Below are 15,778 nucleotides of genomic sequence, written 5' to 3' on the forward strand. Positions count from 1 at the left end.
TATTGCTGTTATGGGTTTGACCGGAGCTTAGCCTTGTTCATTTTTTTACACAACACCCCCGTAAAAAATACAACACGGCCTGCTCAAGCCCGCAGCAGACCAACGTTCAAGGTTGGAAAAAATGCCCCAAAGTGCCCCATAAATGCCCTTCAAGCGCTTTTTCGGGGCAAAAAAGGCCTCGCTTGACTTCGGCAGGCCGTTCGGGTTGACTGAAACCAGAAAAGATCAATGATTGATATTTTTAACAACAAAGGTGTTGCATCATGTCGGTACCCCCGCGTGCCGTTCAGCTTAACGAAGCGAACGCGTTCCTTAAGGAACATCCTGAGGTTCTGTACGTTGACCTTCTGATTGCGGATATGAATGGTGTGGTGCGCGGCAAGCGCATCGAACGCACCAGCCTCCACAAGGTTTACGAGAAAGGCATCAACCTGCCGGCCTCTCTATTTGCTCTGGATATCAACGGCTCCACGGTGGAAAGCACCGGTCTGGGCCTGGACATCGGCGACGCCGATCGTATCTGCTATCCGATCCCCGATACCCTGTGCAACGAGCCATGGCAGAAGCGCCCGACCGCGCAGCTGTTGATGACCATGCACGAACTCGAAGGCGATCCGTTCTTCGCCGATCCCCGCGAAGTGCTGCGCCAGGTGGTGACCAAGTTCGACGAGCTCGGCCTGACCATCTGCGCCGCCTTCGAACTCGAGTTCTACCTGATCGACCAGGAAAACGTGAACGGCCGTCCACAGCCGCCACGCTCGCCGATCTCCGGCAAACGCCCGCACTCGACTCAGGTCTACCTGATCGACGACCTCGACGAATACGTCGACTGCCTCCAGGACATTCTGGAAGGTGCCAAAGAGCAAGGCATCCCGGCCGACGCGATCGTCAAGGAAAGTGCCCCGGCGCAGTTCGAAGTGAACCTGCACCACGTCGCCGACCCGATCAAGGCCTGCGACTACGCGGTCCTGCTCAAGCGTCTGATCAAGAACATCGCCTACGACCATGAAATGGACACCACCTTCATGGCCAAGCCGTATCCGGGCCAGGCGGGCAATGGTCTGCACGTACATATTTCGATTCTGGACAAAGCCGGCAAAAACATTTTTGCCAGCGAGGATCCCGAGCAGAACGCCGCGCTGCGTCACGCGATCGGCGGTGTGCTCGAGACCCTGCCGGCGCAAATGGCTTTCCTCTGCCCGAACGTCAACTCCTACCGTCGCTTCGGCGCGCAGTTCTACGTACCGAACTCGCCGTGCTGGGGCCTGGACAACCGCACCGTGGCGATTCGCGTACCAACCGGTTCTGCCGATGCCGTACGTATCGAGCACCGCGTGGCCGGCGCCGACGCCAACCCGTACCTGCTGATGGCTTCGGTACTGGCCGGCGTGCACCACGGCCTGGTCAACAAGATCGAACCGGGCGCGCCTGTCGAAGGCAACAGCTACGAGCAGAACGAACAGAGCCTGCCGAACAACTTGCGCGATGCCCTGCGCGAGCTGGACGACAGCGAGGTGATGGCCAAGTACATCGATCCGAAGTACATCGATATCTTCGTCGCCTGCAAGGAAAGCGAGCTGGAGGAGTTCGAACACTCCATCTCCGACCTTGAGTACAACTGGTATCTGCATACCGTTTAAACGGTTTGCAGCTTCAAAAAACGCCGTTGGCTGATTCAGCCAGCGGCGTTTTTTTATGGCCGAACACAAAACCTGTGGCGAGGGGATTTATCCCCGTTGGGTTGCGAAGCAGCTCCAAATCCATCCCACTCGGTGTGTCAGGAATACCCGGCTCTCAGGGTTTACGACTGCTGCGCAGCCGAACGGGGCGGTGCGACGTTTCGCTAAATCCCCTCGCCACAGGGTACTGGCAGACAACGCACAAGCCGCCTCGTACAATGCCCGCTGCCCCGCAGGAGACTTCCATGACGCGTCCCGCCACCGTCCGCAAACCCCGTGCCCGCAGTCAGGCGCGGATCGATTCGATCCTCGATGCCGCGCGCACGTTGCTGGCGGCGGAGGGCGTGGCCAGTCTGTCGATTTACAGCGTGGCCGAGCGCGCGCAGATTCCGCCCTCCTCCGTGTATCACTTTTTCGCCAGCGTCCCGGCGCTGCTCGAAGCGCTGACCGCCGATGTCCACGCAGCCTTCCGCGCTTGCCTGCAAGCACCGATCGATCATGATGCTTTGCGCGACTGGCGAGATCTGTCGCGACTGGTCGAACAGCGCATGCTCGAGATCTACGATCAGGATGCCGCCGCACGGCAATTGATTCTGGCGCAACATGGCCTGACCGAAGTGACACAGGCCGACCGCCAGCACGACCTCGAACTGGGCGACCTGATGCACAAGCTGTTCGACCAGCATTTCGAGTTGCCGAGGCTGCCGGACGATGTCGATGTGTTTGCCCTGGCGATGGAACTGGGCGACCGGGTCTATGCACGTTCGGTGCAGCAGCACGGGCAGATCACCCCGCGCATGGCCGAGGAAGGGATGCGCGTGTTTGATGCCTATATCGGGTTGTACCTTCCGCCGTATCTACCCAAAAGAAATCTCTAGCGCATGCACCGGCCCTTTCGCGAGCAGGCTCGCTCCCACATTTGAAATGCGTTCCCCTGTGGGAGCGAGCCTGCTCGCGAAAGCCGCGCCGCCGAATCCGCGACAGGCACAAAAAACCCCGCAGGGCTCACACCCACCGGGGTTGTTTTTTGCTCACCGGCTCACAACTTGGCGATGGACACCTCGGTGGACTTCACAAAGGCGATCACCTCACTGCCGACCACCAGCTCCAGCTCTTTCACAGAGCGGGTAGTGATCACCGAAGTGACGATGCCCGAAGCGGTCTGCACGTCGATTTCCGACAGCACGTCGCCGAGGACGATTTCCTTGATCGAGCCTTTGAACTGGTTGCGCACGTTGATGGCTTTGATAGTCATGGCATTGATTCCTGTCGTTGATAAAGGTGTTATTGCGCCCAGCGCAGTTGCGTAGGCAGGGGTGAAACGGGTTCCGGCGCCGGCGGTTCGCCGGGCTGGGACAGAACACGGTTGAGCACTTCGGCTTCCAGTGCGGCGAGGCGATGCGAGCCACGCACCCTGGGGCGCGGCAGTTCGACGTGCAGGTCGAGACCGACTTCGCCGTCCTCGATCAGGATCACCCGATCGGCGATCGCCACCGCTTCACTGACGTCATGGGTCACCAGCAGCACGGTAAAACCGTGTTGCTGCCAGAGCCGTTCGATCAGTTGCTGCATCTCGATGCGGGTCAGGGCATCCAGTGCGCCGAGCGGTTCGTCGAGCAGCAGCAGACGCGGCTGGTGAATCAGCGCCCGGGCCAACGCCACGCGCTGCTTCTGGCCACCGGACAATGCTGCCGGCCACTCATTGGCGCGATCTGCCAGGCCCACTGCTTCCAGTGCATCCAGCGCTTGCTGGCGCCAGTTGCCCTTGAGGCCGAGACCGACGTTGTCGATGATCTTTTTCCACGGCAGCAGCCGCGCTTCCTGGAACATCAGCCGCGTATCGTCGCGCGCCTGGCTGAGCGGCGCGGAACCGGCCAGCAGCTCGCCGCCAGTCGGTTGATCGAGGCCGGCGAGCAGGCGCAAAAACGTGCTCTTGCCACAACCGCTGCGCCCGACCACGGCGACAAACTGCCCCGCCGGAATGTGCAGATCGATGTCGCGCAACACTTGGCGTGAGCCGAAGGTTTTCTGCAGGTTGCGCACCGCCAGCGGTATCCCGCGCAGCAGGCGTGGAGGTTGTTGAGCAGTCATGCCGCACCTCCCTTGGCAACCTGATAGGCCGGATGCCAGCGTAGCCACACGCGCTCAAGTCCCCGCGCGGCGAGGTCGGCGAGTTTGCCGAGCACCGCGTAAAGCAGGATCGCCAGCACCACCACGTCGGTCTGCAAGAACTCGCGGGCGTTCATCGCCAGATAGCCGATACCGGAGCTGGCCGAGATCGTTTCAGCGACGATCAACGTCAGCCACATGAAGCCCAGGGCGAAGCGCACGCCGACCAGAATCGACGGCAACGCACCCGGCAGAATCACCTGCCAGAACAGGCTGAAACCGCTCAGACCATAACTGCGCGCCATCTCCACCAACGCCGGGTCGACGTTGCGGATGCCGTGGTAAGTATTGAGGTAAATCGGGAACAAAGTGCCCAGCGCCACGAGGAAAATCTTCGCTGACTCGTCAATGCCGAACCACAGGATCACCAGCGGAATCAGCGCCAGGTGCGGCACGTTGCGGATCATCTGCACCGAGCTGTCGAGCAGGCGTTCGCCCCACTTCGACAGGCCGGTGATGAAACCCAGCACCAGACCGATGCTGCCGCCGATGGTGAAACCGAGTGCTGCGCGCCAGCCGCTGATCGCCAGGTGTGTCCAGATCTCGCCGCTGCGCACCAGACTGACACCGGCTTCGATCACCGCCACCGGTGCCGGCAGAATCCGCGTCGACAACCAACCGGCCGACACCGACAACTGCCACACCGCCAGCAGCAACACCGGCAACGCCCAGGGCGCGAGGTTGTGGATAAATTTGTTCATGGCCGCGCCTCAGCTCTGCGACGCGGCTTTGGGCAGGATGTCGTTGGCGACCATCTCGCCGAACGGGCTGACATAACCGGCGCTCTTCGGCAGTTCCGGGCGTTCAACGTCAAGATGCGGGAACAGCAGTTCGGCTACCCGATACGATTCTTCGAGGTGTGGATAACCGGAGAAGATGAAGGTGTCGATGCCCAGATCCGCATATTCCTTGACCCGCGCTGCCACGGTCGGGCCATCGCCGACCAGCGCCGTACCGGCACCGCCACGTACCAGACCGACACCAGCCCAGAGGTTCGGGCTGACTTCGAGGTTGTCGCGGCTGCCGCCGTGCAGCGCGGCCATGCGTTGCTGGCCGACCGAATCGAAGCGCGCCAGCGAAGCCTGGGCACGTTGGATGGTGTCGTCGTCCAGATGCGAGATCAGCCGGTCCGCTGCCTGCCAGGCTTCGGCATTGGTTTCACGGACGATCACATGCAGACGAATGCCGAAGCGCACGGTGCGGCCGAGCTTGGCGGCTTTGGCGCGCACTTGTGCGATCTTCTCGGCCACCGCGGCCGGCGGCTCGCCCCAGGTCAGAACCATCTCGACCTGCTCGGCCGCCAGATCCTGCGCCGCTTCCGAAGAGCCACCGAAATACAGCGGCGGACGCGGTTGCTGGATCGGCGGATACAGCAGCTTCGCGCCTTTGACGCTGATGTGCTCGCCGTCGTAATCGACGGTTTCGCCTTCCAGCACACGGCGCCAGATGCGGGTGAATTCCACCGAGGCCTGATAGCGTTCCTCATGGTTGAGGAACAGACCATCGCCAGCCAGTTCCTCCGGATCGCCACCGGTGACCAGATTGAACAGCGCACGCCCGCCGGACAAACGATCCAGCGTCGCTGCCTGGCGCGCCGCGACCGTCGGGGAAATGATCCCGGGGCGCAGGGCGACCAGAAACTTCAGGCGCTGGGTCACCGGAATCAGCGAGGCTGCCACCAGCCACGAGTCTTCGCAGGAACGCCCGGTCGGAATCAGCACCCCGCCAAAACCCAGACGGTCCGCCGCTTGCGCGACTTGCTGCAAATAACCGTGATCAACCGCGCGGGCGCCTTCGGCGGTGCCAAGGTAATGGCCGTCGCCGTGGGTCGGCAGGAACCAGAAGATGTTGAGGCTCATGGAGTGGTCTCCTTGTGGATTCGAATTACTGGGCTTGGGAGCTTTGGGCCACAGCGGCCGGCGGGGTCCAGATCACATCCTTGATGCTCAACGGCTTGGGAATCAGCTTGAGCTGGAAGAACGTGTCGGCGATTTTCTGTTGCGCAGCGACCACTTCCGGGGTCAGGAACAGCGCGCCGTAGCCCTGGCGTTTCACCGAGGTCAGGGTGATGTCCGCCGGCAGGCCAAGCAGTGGCGCGACCTGTTGCGTCACGTCTTCGGGATTGGATTTCGACCATTCACCCACCGCGCGCACCTCTTCGACGAGGGTCTTGATCACCTCGGGATTTTTCTGCGCGTAAGGTTTTGTGGCCAGATAGAACTGGTGGTTGTCGACGATGCCTTTGCCGTCACGCAGGGTGAGCGCTTGCAGTTGTTTCTCGGCAGCGGCCTGATACGGATCCCAGATGACCCAGGCGTCAACGCTGCCACGTTCGAACGCAGCGCGGGCATCGGCCGGCGGCAGGAACACGGTCTGAATATCGCTGTACTTGAGGCCGGCGTCTTCCAGCGCGCGCACCAGCAGGTAGTGGACGTTGGAGCCTTTGTTCAGGGCGACTTTCTTGCCTTTGAGATCGGCCACCGATTTGATCGGCGAGTCTTTCGGCACGAGGATCGCTTCGCTGTTCGGTGCTGGCGGTTCATAGGCGACGTAGAGCAGATCCGCGCCAGCGGCCTGTGCGAAAACCGGCGGGGTTTCGCCGGTCACGCCGAAATCGATCGAGCCGACGTTGAGGCCTTCGAGCAACTGCGGGCCGCCAGGGAATTCCGTCCATTGCACGTCGACGCCTTGCGCCGCCAGACGTTTTTCGAGCGTGCCTTTGGCTTTCAGCAGCACCAGCGTGCCGTACTTCTGATAACCGATCCGCAATGTCTCGGCTTGAGCTTGGGTGATGGCGCCGAAGGTGACAGCCGCAGCAAACAGAGCGACCAGACCACGACGCAAAAATACAGTGCGCATAGCGCTCTCCTTTTTGCTGTTGGGTTGTGGCTGCACCTGCTTGCCCGTTGGCGGGCGAGTAAGGCCAGTACTTCAAATTTCGATAAGGCTTAAATGCTCCAGCGAGCACTCAACAAACGTTCGTTCAGCAGGCCTGGCTCCAGCGGTTTCGGCCGGCGCGCCATGGCGCCGATGAACTGGTCCAGGGCCTCGTGTAACCGTTGCTCCAGGGCCGGCGCCAGTTGCGCGGCGGCACTGCCTTCGCCGTAAGCGATCTGGCTGTCCTCGGCGAAAATGCCCTGAAGCATCTCTTGGGCCTTGAGTGCCGACAGCACAGGCTTGAGGGCGTAATCGACCACCAGCATGTGGGCGATGCTGCCGCCCGTGGCCATCGGCAAGACAATCTTGTGGTTCAAGGCACGCTCGGGGAGCAGATCCAGCAGGGTCTTCAGCGCACCGGAAAACGAGGCCTTGTAAACCGGCGTGGCGATCAGCAGGCCATCGGCATTTGCGATCTGTTGCAGCAGGTCGAGGACCTTCGGGCTGTCGAAGCGCGCGTGGAGCAGATCCTCGGCCGGAAAGTCCCGCACCTGATAACTCACCACTTCCACGCCTTGCTGTTGCAACCAGCGTTGCGAACGCTCCAGCAGCACCCCGGAACGGGAGCGCAGGCTGGGGCTGCCACCGAGTGAGACGACCAGCATTGCAGATTCCTTTAAGCGTTACAGGCGATTCGCAGGCTGCGATCTCGCTTGAATGGCAGTGACCTTACCAGCTGATTTATATATCTATAAATCATATTTATTCATTTGGTTATGCGTTTAAGAAATATGAAGATAAGCAGAATCCAGGCGAAAAAAAAGGCCGTCGAAACGGCCGAAATTCCCCTGCGTTGTGATTCTGGATTCTCAAGTGCCTGGACTGACGCCTTCGCGAGCAGGCTCGCTCCCACAGGGGAATGCATTGCAAATGTGGGAGCGAGCCTGCTCGCGAAAGCGGCGGTGACTGCACCACAAATCTTATTTGTTCGGCTGCGGCGTCAGGCGCAGGTACGGCTTCACCGCGCGATAACCTTTGGGGAAGCGCTGCTTGATCTCGTCCTCATCCTTGAGCGACGGCACGATCACCACCTCTTCACCGTCCTGCCAGTTAGCCGGTGTGGCGACTTTGTAGTTGTCGGTGAGTTGCAGCGAGTCGATCACCCGCAGAATCTCGTGGAAATTACGCCCGGTGCTCGCCGGGTAGGTGATGGTCAGGCGAATCTTCTTGTTCGGATCGATGACGAACAGCGAACGTACGGTCAGCGTGTCATTGGCGTTCGGGTGGATCAGGTCGTAGAGATCGGAGACCTTGCGATCGGCATCGGCCAGGATCGGGAAGTTGACGATAGTGTTCTGGGTTTCGTTGATGTCCTCGATCCACTTGTGGTGCGAGTCCACCGGGTCGACCGACAGCGCGATGGCCTTGACGCCGCGTCGGCTGAATTCATCCTTGAGCTTGGCGGTGAAACCCAGCTCGGTGGTGCACACCGGAGTGAAGTCCGCCGGATGGGAAAACAGCACACCCCAGCTATCGCCCAGCCATTCGTGGAAACGAATCTTGCCGGCGCTGGAGTCCTGTTCGAAATCGGGGGCGATGTCGCCGAGTCTGAGGCTCATGGTGCTGCTCCTGATGAGGGATGGGAGACAACAACTGTAGCTCGGGATCGATCAGCGTGAAAAAGAATAAATAACTAGATATCTAGATCATTAATGAATATTAAACATCTGTTCATTGGACACCGACCCGCATCGCGACGAACATCCAACGCAAGGTTCGAGAAGGCCTTGAGTTGCAGCAAAGAGGGAAATCGAGAAGGGCTTACGGGGGTGAGCCTGACTCGAAAACGCAAAAGCCCCGTCCGGCGCGATGCCGGACGGGGCTTTTTTTTGCTTCAGTTGCTCGAGTGCTATTACAGCAGCGGGATCGAGTAGCTGAGGATCAGGCGGTTTTCGTCCTGGTCGCGTTGACCAGCGATGTCGGTGCGCCACGAAGCGTTTTTCCACATGAAGCCGACGTTCTTCAACGGGCCTTCCGGAACCACGTACGCCACGGTCAGATCGCGTTCCCACTCGGAAGCGCCATTGGAGGTTTGCACACGACTCGCGTAGGTATCGACATTGTCGCCACGCAGGTAAACCATGCCTGCGGTCAGGCCAGGCACGCCAACCTTGGCGAAGTCATAGGAGTAACGTGCTTGCCAGGTGCGCTCGCCGGCACGGTTGAACTTCTGGATCTGCATGTCGGTGATGGTGTAGTTCGACGAACCGTCGCCCTGGTTCAGCCAAGGGAAGTCGCTGCTGCCGTTGCTCACCTGATAGCCGCCACCAAAGGTGTGACCGGCAACGGTGTACAGGAACAGGCCGCTGTACAGATTGTTGTCGACCTTGCCTTTGCCGTTACCCAGCGAACTGTTGCCGTAGGCACCGTTGCTGAAATAGGCAGATTCATCGCCATTACGGCCGTCGTCGGAGCTATTGAAGTAACGGAAGTCGGACTTCAACACACCTGGACCGATCGACCAGTTATGCACCAGACCCAGGAAATGCTGCTTGTAGAAGTTTTCCAGATTGCCGTAGTAGTACTGGGCAGTCAGGTCCTTGGTGATTTTGTAATCACCACCGGCGTAGATGAACTTGTTGCTGTTCGCGGTGCGTGCGTTTGCACCACCGATCGACAGCTGTTCATTGTTGCTGGAGTTACGACCTTTCACGTGCTCGATCTGGCCACCGACCAGAGTCAGGTCCTTGATCTCGCCGGAAGTGATCTGGCCACCCTGCCAGGTTTGCGGCAGCAAACGACCGTCGTTGGTGACGATGACCGGGTTCTTCGGCTGCAGAGTACCCAGCTTCAGTTCGGTCTGGGAGATCTTCGCTTTGGCTGTCAGGCCCAGGCTGGAGAAGTTATCAACTGCCTGACCGTTGGATTCGCTTGGGAAAACAGTGCCGCCGTAAGCAGTGCCTGGGGTGCCGTTGGAGGCAACGTTACCGTTGGTGCCGCCGCCCGAATCCAGACGTACGCCCAACAGGCCGATGGCATCGATACCGAAGCCGACAGTGCCTTGGGTGTAACCGGAAATGAAACGCAGATCGAAGCCTTGGCCCCACTCTTCGTTGCGGCTTGGTTCGGCAGTGCCGTTACGGTTGTCAGTGTTGATATAGAAGTTACGCAGACCCAGAGTAGCCTTGCTGTCTTCGATGAAACCGGCGGCGCCTGCCTGCTGCGCCATAACCCCAACGGCCACAGCCAGGGCCAAGGTGGACTTGTTCATGTATCGCTCCTCTCGTTCTAATTCTTGTGTTCCTGGTTCGGGGTCGATTTGCCCTGAATCCTAAGATTCGCGATTAGCGCCAGACCGTGACTGCCAAGTCAATCGTAACCTTGTATGTCTACGACCATCGTCTAATCGCGAGTGATTTGGTCCCTGCAGCGTAAAGACTTCCTGATAATCCCAAAAAGAATTTATTCGTCCTTTTTCATGCCATTCAGGCATATGGCCCATTAATGGCCATCCGCGCCGGGAAACAGCGTATCGGCGCCTAAGCTCATTCCTAAATGGTATTTGCTGACCTTTTTTTAGATCGATTAGCTTTGCCGTACTCCCAACACGGCAAATCCCATCGAAAAGGCGACGCATCATGGCGAAACGCGCACTATCAAGTCAATTTGTTACAGTTTGTGTGTCGGCACTGTTTTCTTTTTCCGCACATGCCGCCGGTCTGACGGTCGGCTACCAGACCGGGATCGATCCGAGCAAAGTGCCGCAGGCCGATGGTGTCTATGAAAAAACCATCGGCGAGAAGATCGACTGGCGTCGTTTCAACAGCGGCCCGGAAGTCGTCACTGCCATTGCTTCTGGCGACGTACAGATAGGCAACCTTGGCTCAAGTCCCCTGGCAGCAGCTGCTTCACGCAATCTGCCGATCGTGGCGTTCATCGTTTCGGCACAGATCAATGCCGCCGAAGCATTGGTGGTGCGCAACGGCAGCGGCATCGACAAACCGCAGGACCTGATCGGTAAAACCATCGCCACACCGTTCGTGTCGACCTCGCACTACAGTCTGCTTGGAGCGCTGAAGCACTGGGGCCTGAATACTTCGCAAGTCAAAGTGGTCAACCTGCAACCGGCGGAAATCGCCGCCGCGTGGAAGCGTGGCGACATTGATGGTGCGTTTGTCTGGTCGCCGGCGCTAGGCGAGATCCGCAAGACCGGCAAGACCCTGACCGACGCCGCCCAGGTCGGCCAGTGGGGTGCGCCGACCTTCGAGGTGTGGGTCGCGCGCAAGGACTTTGCCGAGAAGCATCCCGAGGTCGTGGCGAAATTCGCCAAGGTCACCCTGGATTCGTTCGCTGATTACGCCGCGCACAAAGACAGCTGGACGGCCGACTCGGTGCCTGTGCAGAAAATCGCCAAATTGACCGGTGCCAACGCAGCAGATGTACCGGAACTGCTGGCCGGTTCGGCGTTCCCGGATGCCAAGGCGCAGCAAAGCAAGGCGCTGCTGGACGGCGGCACCGCCAAGGCCATTGCCGAAACGGCGAAATTCTTGAAGGAACAGGGCAAGGTCGAGACAGTGCTGGCGGATTATTCGCCGTACGTCAGCGCCAAATTCATCACTGACTGAATGCAGAAAGTGGCGAGGGGATTTATCCCCGTTGGGCTGCACAGCAGTCCCCCAGCGATTCCAAGTGAAAACACAGGGGGCCGCTACGCGACCCAGCGGGGATAAATCCCCTCGCCACAGACCTCGCTGTTGTTCAGAGGGTCTTTTCGAAGATCTTCGAATTACGCTGATAGTTGTACAGCGACGCCCGTGCCGCTGGCAGGCGTTCGACGCTGCTTGGCTCGAACCCGCGCTCGCGGAACCAGTGCGCAGTACGCGTGGTGAGTACGAACAGGGTTTTCAAACCCTGCGCCCGCGCGCGGGTTTCGATGCGTTCCAGCAATTCGTCGCCGCGTCCGCCGTGGCGGTATTCCGGATTCACCGCCAGACACGCCAGTTCGCCGGCATCGGAATCGGCAATCTGATACAGCGCCGCACAGGCGATGATCATGCCTTCGCGCTCGACCACGCTGAACTGCTCGATCTCGCGCTCCAGCACTTCCCGCGAGCGGCGCACCAGAATGCCTTGCTCTTCCAGCGGACTGATCAGGTCGAGCAAACCGCCGACGTCTTCAATCGCCGCTTCGCGCACCAGTTCGAACTGCTCCTGCGCCACCAGCGTACCGCCACCGTCACGGGTGAACAGCTCCGTCAGCAGCGCGCCATCTTCGGCGTAACTGACGATATGGCTGCGCGCCACGCCGCCACGGCAGGCTTCGGCGGCGGCATCGAGCAACTCCGCTTGATAGTTGCTCATGCCGAGGCGCTGCAAATGGGCCGGCACTTGTTGCGGGCGCAGTTCGCGGACCAGTTTGCCGTTCTCGTCGATCAGGCCGAGCTCGGCGCCGAACAACAGCAGCTTGTCCGCGCCCAGATCAATCGCGGCGCGGGTGGCGACGTCTTCGCAGGCAAGGTTGAAGATTTCGCCGGTCGGCGAATAGCCCAGCGGCGACAGCAATACGATCGAGCGCTCGTCGAGAAGGCGGTTGATGCCCTTGCGATCAACCCGACGCACTTCACCGGTGTGGTGATAGTCGACACCTTCCAACACACCGATCGGCCGCGCGGTGACGAGGTTGCCGCTGGCCACGCGCAGGCGCGAGCCCTGCATCGGCGACGAAGCCATGTCCATCGACAGCCGCGCTTCGATGGCGATGCGCAACTGGCCGACCGCATCGATCACACACTCCAGCGTCGCGGCATCGGTGATGCGCATGCCGTGATGGTAATGCGGGGTCAGGCCACGGGCGGCGAGGCGGGTTTCGATCTGCGGGCGCGAGCCGTGCACCAGCACCAGACGCACGCCAAGACTGTGCAGCAAGACCAGGTCGTGGACGATGTTGCCGAAATTCGGATGCTCGACGCCGTCGCCGGGCAGCATGACGACGAAGGTGCAATCGCGGTGGGCATTGATGTATGGGGACGCGTGGCGAAGCCAATTGACGTATTCGGGCATGAACCTGGGCCTGTAATAAAGAGCAGCCGAAAAAAGGGGCGAAACGAAAAACGCACAGCGGGCTGATGGTTATCGTCGGAACAGGCTTGGCGACACGCGCGCTCTCCTCATGAATACGGGTTGGGGTGCAGGCAATTTACCGGGTTGATGCAAGACATTTAACCCTGTGGGAGCGAGCCTGCTCGCGAAAGCGGTGGATCAGGTTCATCAATGGCGACTGACAAAACGCTTTCGCGAGCAGGCTCGCTCCCACACAGGGCCGTCATCGTTCGTCTGTCGTCAGGCAGTAATGTTCAATCAACTGCCGAATCAGATGCACGGTAGGCTGCAAACGTGACATTTCAAGGTACTCGCCGGGTTGATGCGCGCAGGCAATGTCGCCGGGGCCGAGGACGATGGTTTCGCAGCCGAGGCGCTGAAGATAAGGCGCTTCGGTGCCGAACGCTACTGCTTCGGCGCGATGGCCGGTGAGCTTTTCAGCGATGCGCACCAGTTCGGCATCTTCGGACTGCTCGAACGGCGGCACTTCCGGGAACAGCGGTTTGTAATCGATTTTCACCTTATGCCGCTCGGCCACCGGGTTGAGCTTGCGCAGGATTTCCGCGCGCAGCAGGCTCGGGTCCATGCCCGGCAGCGGCCGCAGGTCGAATTCCAGCGAGCACTGGCCGCAGATGCGATTGGGATTGTCGCCGCCATGAATGCAGCCGAAGTTCATCGTCGGTTGCGGCACGCTGAACTGTGGGTTGCTGAATTCACGCTGCCACAACAGACGCAGACCGCGCAGTTCGCCGATGGCATCGTGCATCGCTTCAAGGGCGCTGTGGCCCAGGCGCGGATCCGAGGAGTGGCCGCTCTGCCCGAGGATGTCGATGCGCTCCATCATGATGCCTTTGTGCATGCGAACCGGCTTGAGCCCGGTCGGCTCGCCGATCACCGCCGCGCGGCCCAGCGGCTGCCCGGCCTCGGCCAGTGCGCGGGCGCCGGACATCGAGCTTTCTTCGTCGCAGGTGGCGAGGATCAGCAGCGGTTGCTTGAACGGCTGATCGAGCAGCGGCCGCACGGCTTCGATGATCAGCGCGAAGAAGCCCTTCATGTCACAACTGCCCAGCCCGACCCAGCGACCATCGACTTCAGTGAGCTTCAGCGGATCGGTCTGCCACAACGCGTCGTCATAAGGCACGGTGTCGCTGTGCCCGGCCAGCACCAGGCCGCCGGGGCCGCTGCCGATACTGGCGAGCAGATTGAATTTGCCGGGGCTGACCTGCTGGATATCGCAGCTGAAACCCAGGTCACCGAGCCAGCCCGCCAGCAGATCAATGACGGCGCGGTTGGACTGGTCCAGGTTCGGTTGGGTGCAGCTGACCGATGGCGCGGCAATCAGCGCGGCGAACTGGTCTTGCATGGACGGCAATGGCATCACTGACTCCAGGTCCCGGATTGAGGCCCACTATAGAACCATCCGGCGCGCGGAATAAACCGCCGCAGGGCGTAGGAAGTTTGACTCCTGTACACTGCACGGCCTTGGCAGCCACACATTCCCCCGGCTGCGCTCCCGATTCTGGATGTTCCGGCCATGCAAAAAGAAACTGAAATCAAACTCCGCGTCAGCCGCGAAACCCTCGCTGCCCTGCGCGAGCACCCGCTGCTGAAGAAACGCAACAAAAGTGGCTGGGAACGCCGTGAGTTGATGAACCAGTACTTCGACACCCCCGAGCGCGACCTCGCCCAGGCCAAGGTCGCCCTGCGCCTGCGCAAGGACGGTGACGAAGTGATTCAAACTCTCAAGACCCGTGGCCAGAGCGTCGCCGGTCTGTCCGAGCGTAACGAGTACGACTGGAAACTGCCGAAAGCCAAGCTCGACGTGAAGAAACTCGACGGCGAATGCTGGCCAGAGTCGCTCGCCGAGCTGGACAAGAAAACCCTCAAGCCGATCTTCACCACCGATTTCGTCCGCGAGCGCGCCGAAATCGCCTGGGGCCGTGGCAAGACCAAAGTAGTCATTGAAGCCGCGCTGGATCTCGGTCACGTGGTGGTCGGCAAGCAGAAAGAAGAAATCTGCGAGCTGGAACTGGAATTGCGCGAAGGCGAGCCTGCTGCGTTGCTGGAACTGGCTGCCGAACTGGCCGAAACCCTGGCGCTGATGCCATGCGATATCAGCAAGGCCGAGCGTGGTTATCGCCTGCACGACGCCAACAGCTACTCGCTGAGCCTGCCAGCGCCGCAGCTGACCACCGAAACCCGTCTCGACGACGCCTTCGCCGCGCTGAGCTGGCATCTGCTCGGCAGCAGCCAGCGTCTGGCCGAACAATATCGCTTCAACGGCCACTGGCGTCTGCTGCAGGACTGGGTCGAGAACCTCGCGGAAATGCGCGCCCTGCTCAGCAGCCTCGGCCAGGCTGCGCCGCGTCAGTCGACCCACGATTTGCGCGTGGCCCTCGATGCCTTGCTGGAAGACTGGCGTCCACTGGTACAGGTCGGCATCGAAGACGAAGACGTGCGCAAGGCCGCGCCGGAGCAGTTCCTCGAAGAACTGGAAGACCCGCGCTGGGGCCAGTTCTCGCTGAACGCTTCACGCTGGCTGCTGGCCCGGACCTGGACCGCCGACCGCAACACTCGCGGTAATCGTCAGGGTGACGCGCAACTGCACAGCTGGCTGCCGCGTCTGCTCGGCGAAGAAGCCACTGCTCTGCAGCTGCAACGCTATCAGCAGCAGCCGGAAGATCTCGCTGAACAACTGCCGCGTATCGAACGCATTCAGGTCTGGTTGCACCATGCGCGCAACGTGCTGGACATCCCGGAAATGGATCGCCTGTACGGTGAGCTGAACAAACTGGCGCAACTGGCCAACGAGCCGACCATCACCGACGAACTGCTCGATGCACGCAAGCATCAGGCGATTGCGGTGTACCAGAATCGCGCCTGGAAAATCCTCCTGCGCAGCTAAACACCTTCCCACCTGATCGTTCCCACGCTCTGCGTGGGCACGATCAAGC

The 15,778-nt window shown here is 60.4% G+C and carries 14 protein-coding genes; 4 read left to right on the forward strand and 10 right to left on the reverse strand.

What is annotated here, in order from left to right; translation table 11 throughout:
- Positions 1 to 263: 263 nt before the first annotated feature.
- Entirely contained in the window at positions 264 to 1,640 is a 1,377-nt protein-coding gene (locus AB9L16_RS24780) for a glutamine synthetase family protein (RefSeq protein WP_016772657.1), read from the forward strand.
- 284 nt (positions 1,641 to 1,924) lie between these two features.
- Positions 1,925 to 2,557 (forward strand): TetR/AcrR family transcriptional regulator, encoded by a 633-nt coding sequence (locus AB9L16_RS24785; RefSeq protein WP_095181294.1) that lies wholly within the window; start codon positions 1,925 to 1,927, stop codon positions 2,555 to 2,557.
- A gap of 161 nt (positions 2,558 to 2,718) precedes the next feature.
- On the opposite strand, the gene AB9L16_RS24790 is transcribed toward AB9L16_RS24785, so the two are convergent.
- From AB9L16_RS24790 to AB9L16_RS24825, 8 genes are all read right to left on the reverse strand, one after another.
- Positions 2,719 to 2,934, reverse strand: coding sequence for a molybdopterin-binding protein (locus tag AB9L16_RS24790; RefSeq protein ID WP_003229256.1), 216 nt, complete (start codon positions 2,932 to 2,934; stop codon positions 2,719 to 2,721).
- A gap of 29 nt (positions 2,935 to 2,963) precedes the next feature.
- On the reverse strand, positions 2,964 to 3,770 hold the full coding sequence (gene ssuB, locus AB9L16_RS24795) for an aliphatic sulfonates ABC transporter ATP-binding protein (RefSeq protein WP_056786228.1): 807 nt from the start codon (positions 3,768 to 3,770) through the stop codon (positions 2,964 to 2,966).
- The gene (ssuC, locus tag AB9L16_RS24800; RefSeq protein WP_375122846.1) at positions 3,767 to 4,549 is read right to left on the reverse strand and encodes an aliphatic sulfonate ABC transporter permease SsuC; all 783 of its coding nucleotides are present in this window, start codon (positions 4,547 to 4,549) and stop codon (positions 3,767 to 3,769) included. Before ssuC ends, ssuB begins: the two co-directional genes overlap by 4 nt.
- Before the next feature lie 9 nt (positions 4,550 to 4,558).
- The gene (gene ssuD, locus AB9L16_RS24805) at positions 4,559 to 5,707 is read right to left on the reverse strand and encodes an FMNH2-dependent alkanesulfonate monooxygenase (protein WP_016772653.1); all 1,149 of its coding nucleotides are present in this window, start codon (positions 5,705 to 5,707) and stop codon (positions 4,559 to 4,561) included.
- Between the two features lie 25 nt (positions 5,708 to 5,732).
- A complete protein-coding gene (locus tag AB9L16_RS24810; protein ID WP_252877079.1) occupies positions 5,733 to 6,707 on the reverse strand; it encodes a sulfonate ABC transporter substrate-binding protein in 975 nt (324 codons plus the stop codon).
- 89 nt (positions 6,708 to 6,796) lie between these two features.
- Positions 6,797 to 7,390, reverse strand: coding sequence for an NADPH-dependent FMN reductase (gene ssuE, locus AB9L16_RS24815; RefSeq protein ID WP_041476877.1), 594 nt, complete (start codon positions 7,388 to 7,390; stop codon positions 6,797 to 6,799).
- A gap of 315 nt (positions 7,391 to 7,705) precedes the next feature.
- A complete protein-coding gene (locus AB9L16_RS24820) occupies positions 7,706 to 8,344 on the reverse strand; it encodes a peroxiredoxin (protein ID WP_041476878.1) in 639 nt (212 codons plus the stop codon).
- A gap of 293 nt (positions 8,345 to 8,637) precedes the next feature.
- Entirely contained in the window at positions 8,638 to 9,996 is a 1,359-nt protein-coding gene (locus AB9L16_RS24825) for an OprD family porin (RefSeq protein WP_095181290.1), read from the reverse strand.
- Positions 9,997 to 10,360: 364 nt separating this feature from the next.
- Here AB9L16_RS24825 and tauA point away from each other — a divergent pair, with 364 nt between their 5' ends.
- Entirely contained in the window at positions 10,361 to 11,350 is a 990-nt protein-coding gene (gene tauA, locus AB9L16_RS24830) for a taurine ABC transporter substrate-binding protein (protein WP_375123784.1), read from the forward strand.
- A gap of 133 nt (positions 11,351 to 11,483) precedes the next feature.
- Here tauA and argA read toward each other — a convergent pair whose 3' ends face one another.
- Together argA and argE are read right to left on the reverse strand one after the other, a co-directional pair.
- Positions 11,484 to 12,785 (reverse strand): amino-acid N-acetyltransferase, encoded by a 1,302-nt coding sequence (gene argA / locus AB9L16_RS24835; RefSeq protein ID WP_016772647.1) that lies wholly within the window; start codon positions 12,783 to 12,785, stop codon positions 11,484 to 11,486.
- A gap of 262 nt (positions 12,786 to 13,047) precedes the next feature.
- Positions 13,048 to 14,202: an acetylornithine deacetylase gene (argE, locus tag AB9L16_RS24840; protein WP_375122847.1), complete on the reverse strand. Its 1,155-nt coding sequence runs from the start codon at positions 14,200 to 14,202 to the stop codon at positions 13,048 to 13,050.
- 156 nt (positions 14,203 to 14,358) lie between these two features.
- On the opposite strand from argE, the gene AB9L16_RS24845 reads away from it, so the two are divergent.
- The gene (locus AB9L16_RS24845; RefSeq protein WP_041476882.1) at positions 14,359 to 15,729 is read left to right on the forward strand and encodes an inorganic triphosphatase; all 1,371 of its coding nucleotides are present in this window, start codon (positions 14,359 to 14,361) and stop codon (positions 15,727 to 15,729) included.
- Positions 15,730 to 15,778 lie beyond the last annotated feature (49 nt).

Source organism: Pseudomonas sp. LW8, assembly GCF_041956865.1.
In the GTDB taxonomy this organism is placed as follows: Bacteria; Pseudomonadota; Gammaproteobacteria; order Pseudomonadales; family Pseudomonadaceae; genus Aquipseudomonas; species Aquipseudomonas siliginis.

Bases quoted from the DNA above. Each gene is read 5' to 3' on its own strand.
- AB9L16_RS24780 (WP_016772657.1), top strand. From the start codon at position 264: ATGTCGGTACCCCCGCGTGCCGTTCAGCTTAACGAAGCGAACGCGTTC.
- AB9L16_RS24785 (WP_095181294.1), top strand. From the start codon at position 1,925: ATGACGCGTCCCGCCACCGTCCGCAAACCCCGTGCCCGCAGTCAGGCG.
- AB9L16_RS24790 (WP_003229256.1), bottom strand. From the start codon at position 2,934: ATGACTATCAAAGCCATCAACGTGCGCAACCAGTTCAAAGGCTCGATC.
- ssuB (WP_056786228.1), bottom strand. From the start codon at position 3,770: ATGACTGCTCAACAACCTCCACGCCTGCTGCGCGGGATACCGCTGGCG.
- ssuC (WP_375122846.1), bottom strand. From the start codon at position 4,549: ATGAACAAATTTATCCACAACCTCGCGCCCTGGGCGTTGCCGGTGTTG.
- ssuD (WP_016772653.1), bottom strand. From the start codon at position 5,707: ATGAGCCTCAACATCTTCTGGTTCCTGCCGACCCACGGCGACGGCCAT.
- AB9L16_RS24810 (WP_252877079.1), bottom strand. From the start codon at position 6,707: ATGCGCACTGTATTTTTGCGTCGTGGTCTGGTCGCTCTGTTTGCTGCG.
- ssuE (WP_041476877.1), bottom strand. From the start codon at position 7,390: ATGCTGGTCGTCTCACTCGGTGGCAGCCCCAGCCTGCGCTCCCGTTCC.
- AB9L16_RS24820 (WP_041476878.1), bottom strand. From the start codon at position 8,344: ATGAGCCTCAGACTCGGCGACATCGCCCCCGATTTCGAACAGGACTCC.
- AB9L16_RS24825 (WP_095181290.1), bottom strand. From the start codon at position 9,996: ATGAACAAGTCCACCTTGGCCCTGGCTGTGGCCGTTGGGGTTATGGCG.
- argA (WP_016772647.1), bottom strand. From the start codon at position 12,785: ATGCCCGAATACGTCAATTGGCTTCGCCACGCGTCCCCATACATCAAT.
- argE (WP_375122847.1), bottom strand. From the start codon at position 14,202: ATGCCATTGCCGTCCATGCAAGACCAGTTCGCCGCGCTGATTGCCGCG.
- AB9L16_RS24845 (WP_041476882.1), top strand. From the start codon at position 14,359: ATGCAAAAAGAAACTGAAATCAAACTCCGCGTCAGCCGCGAAACCCTC.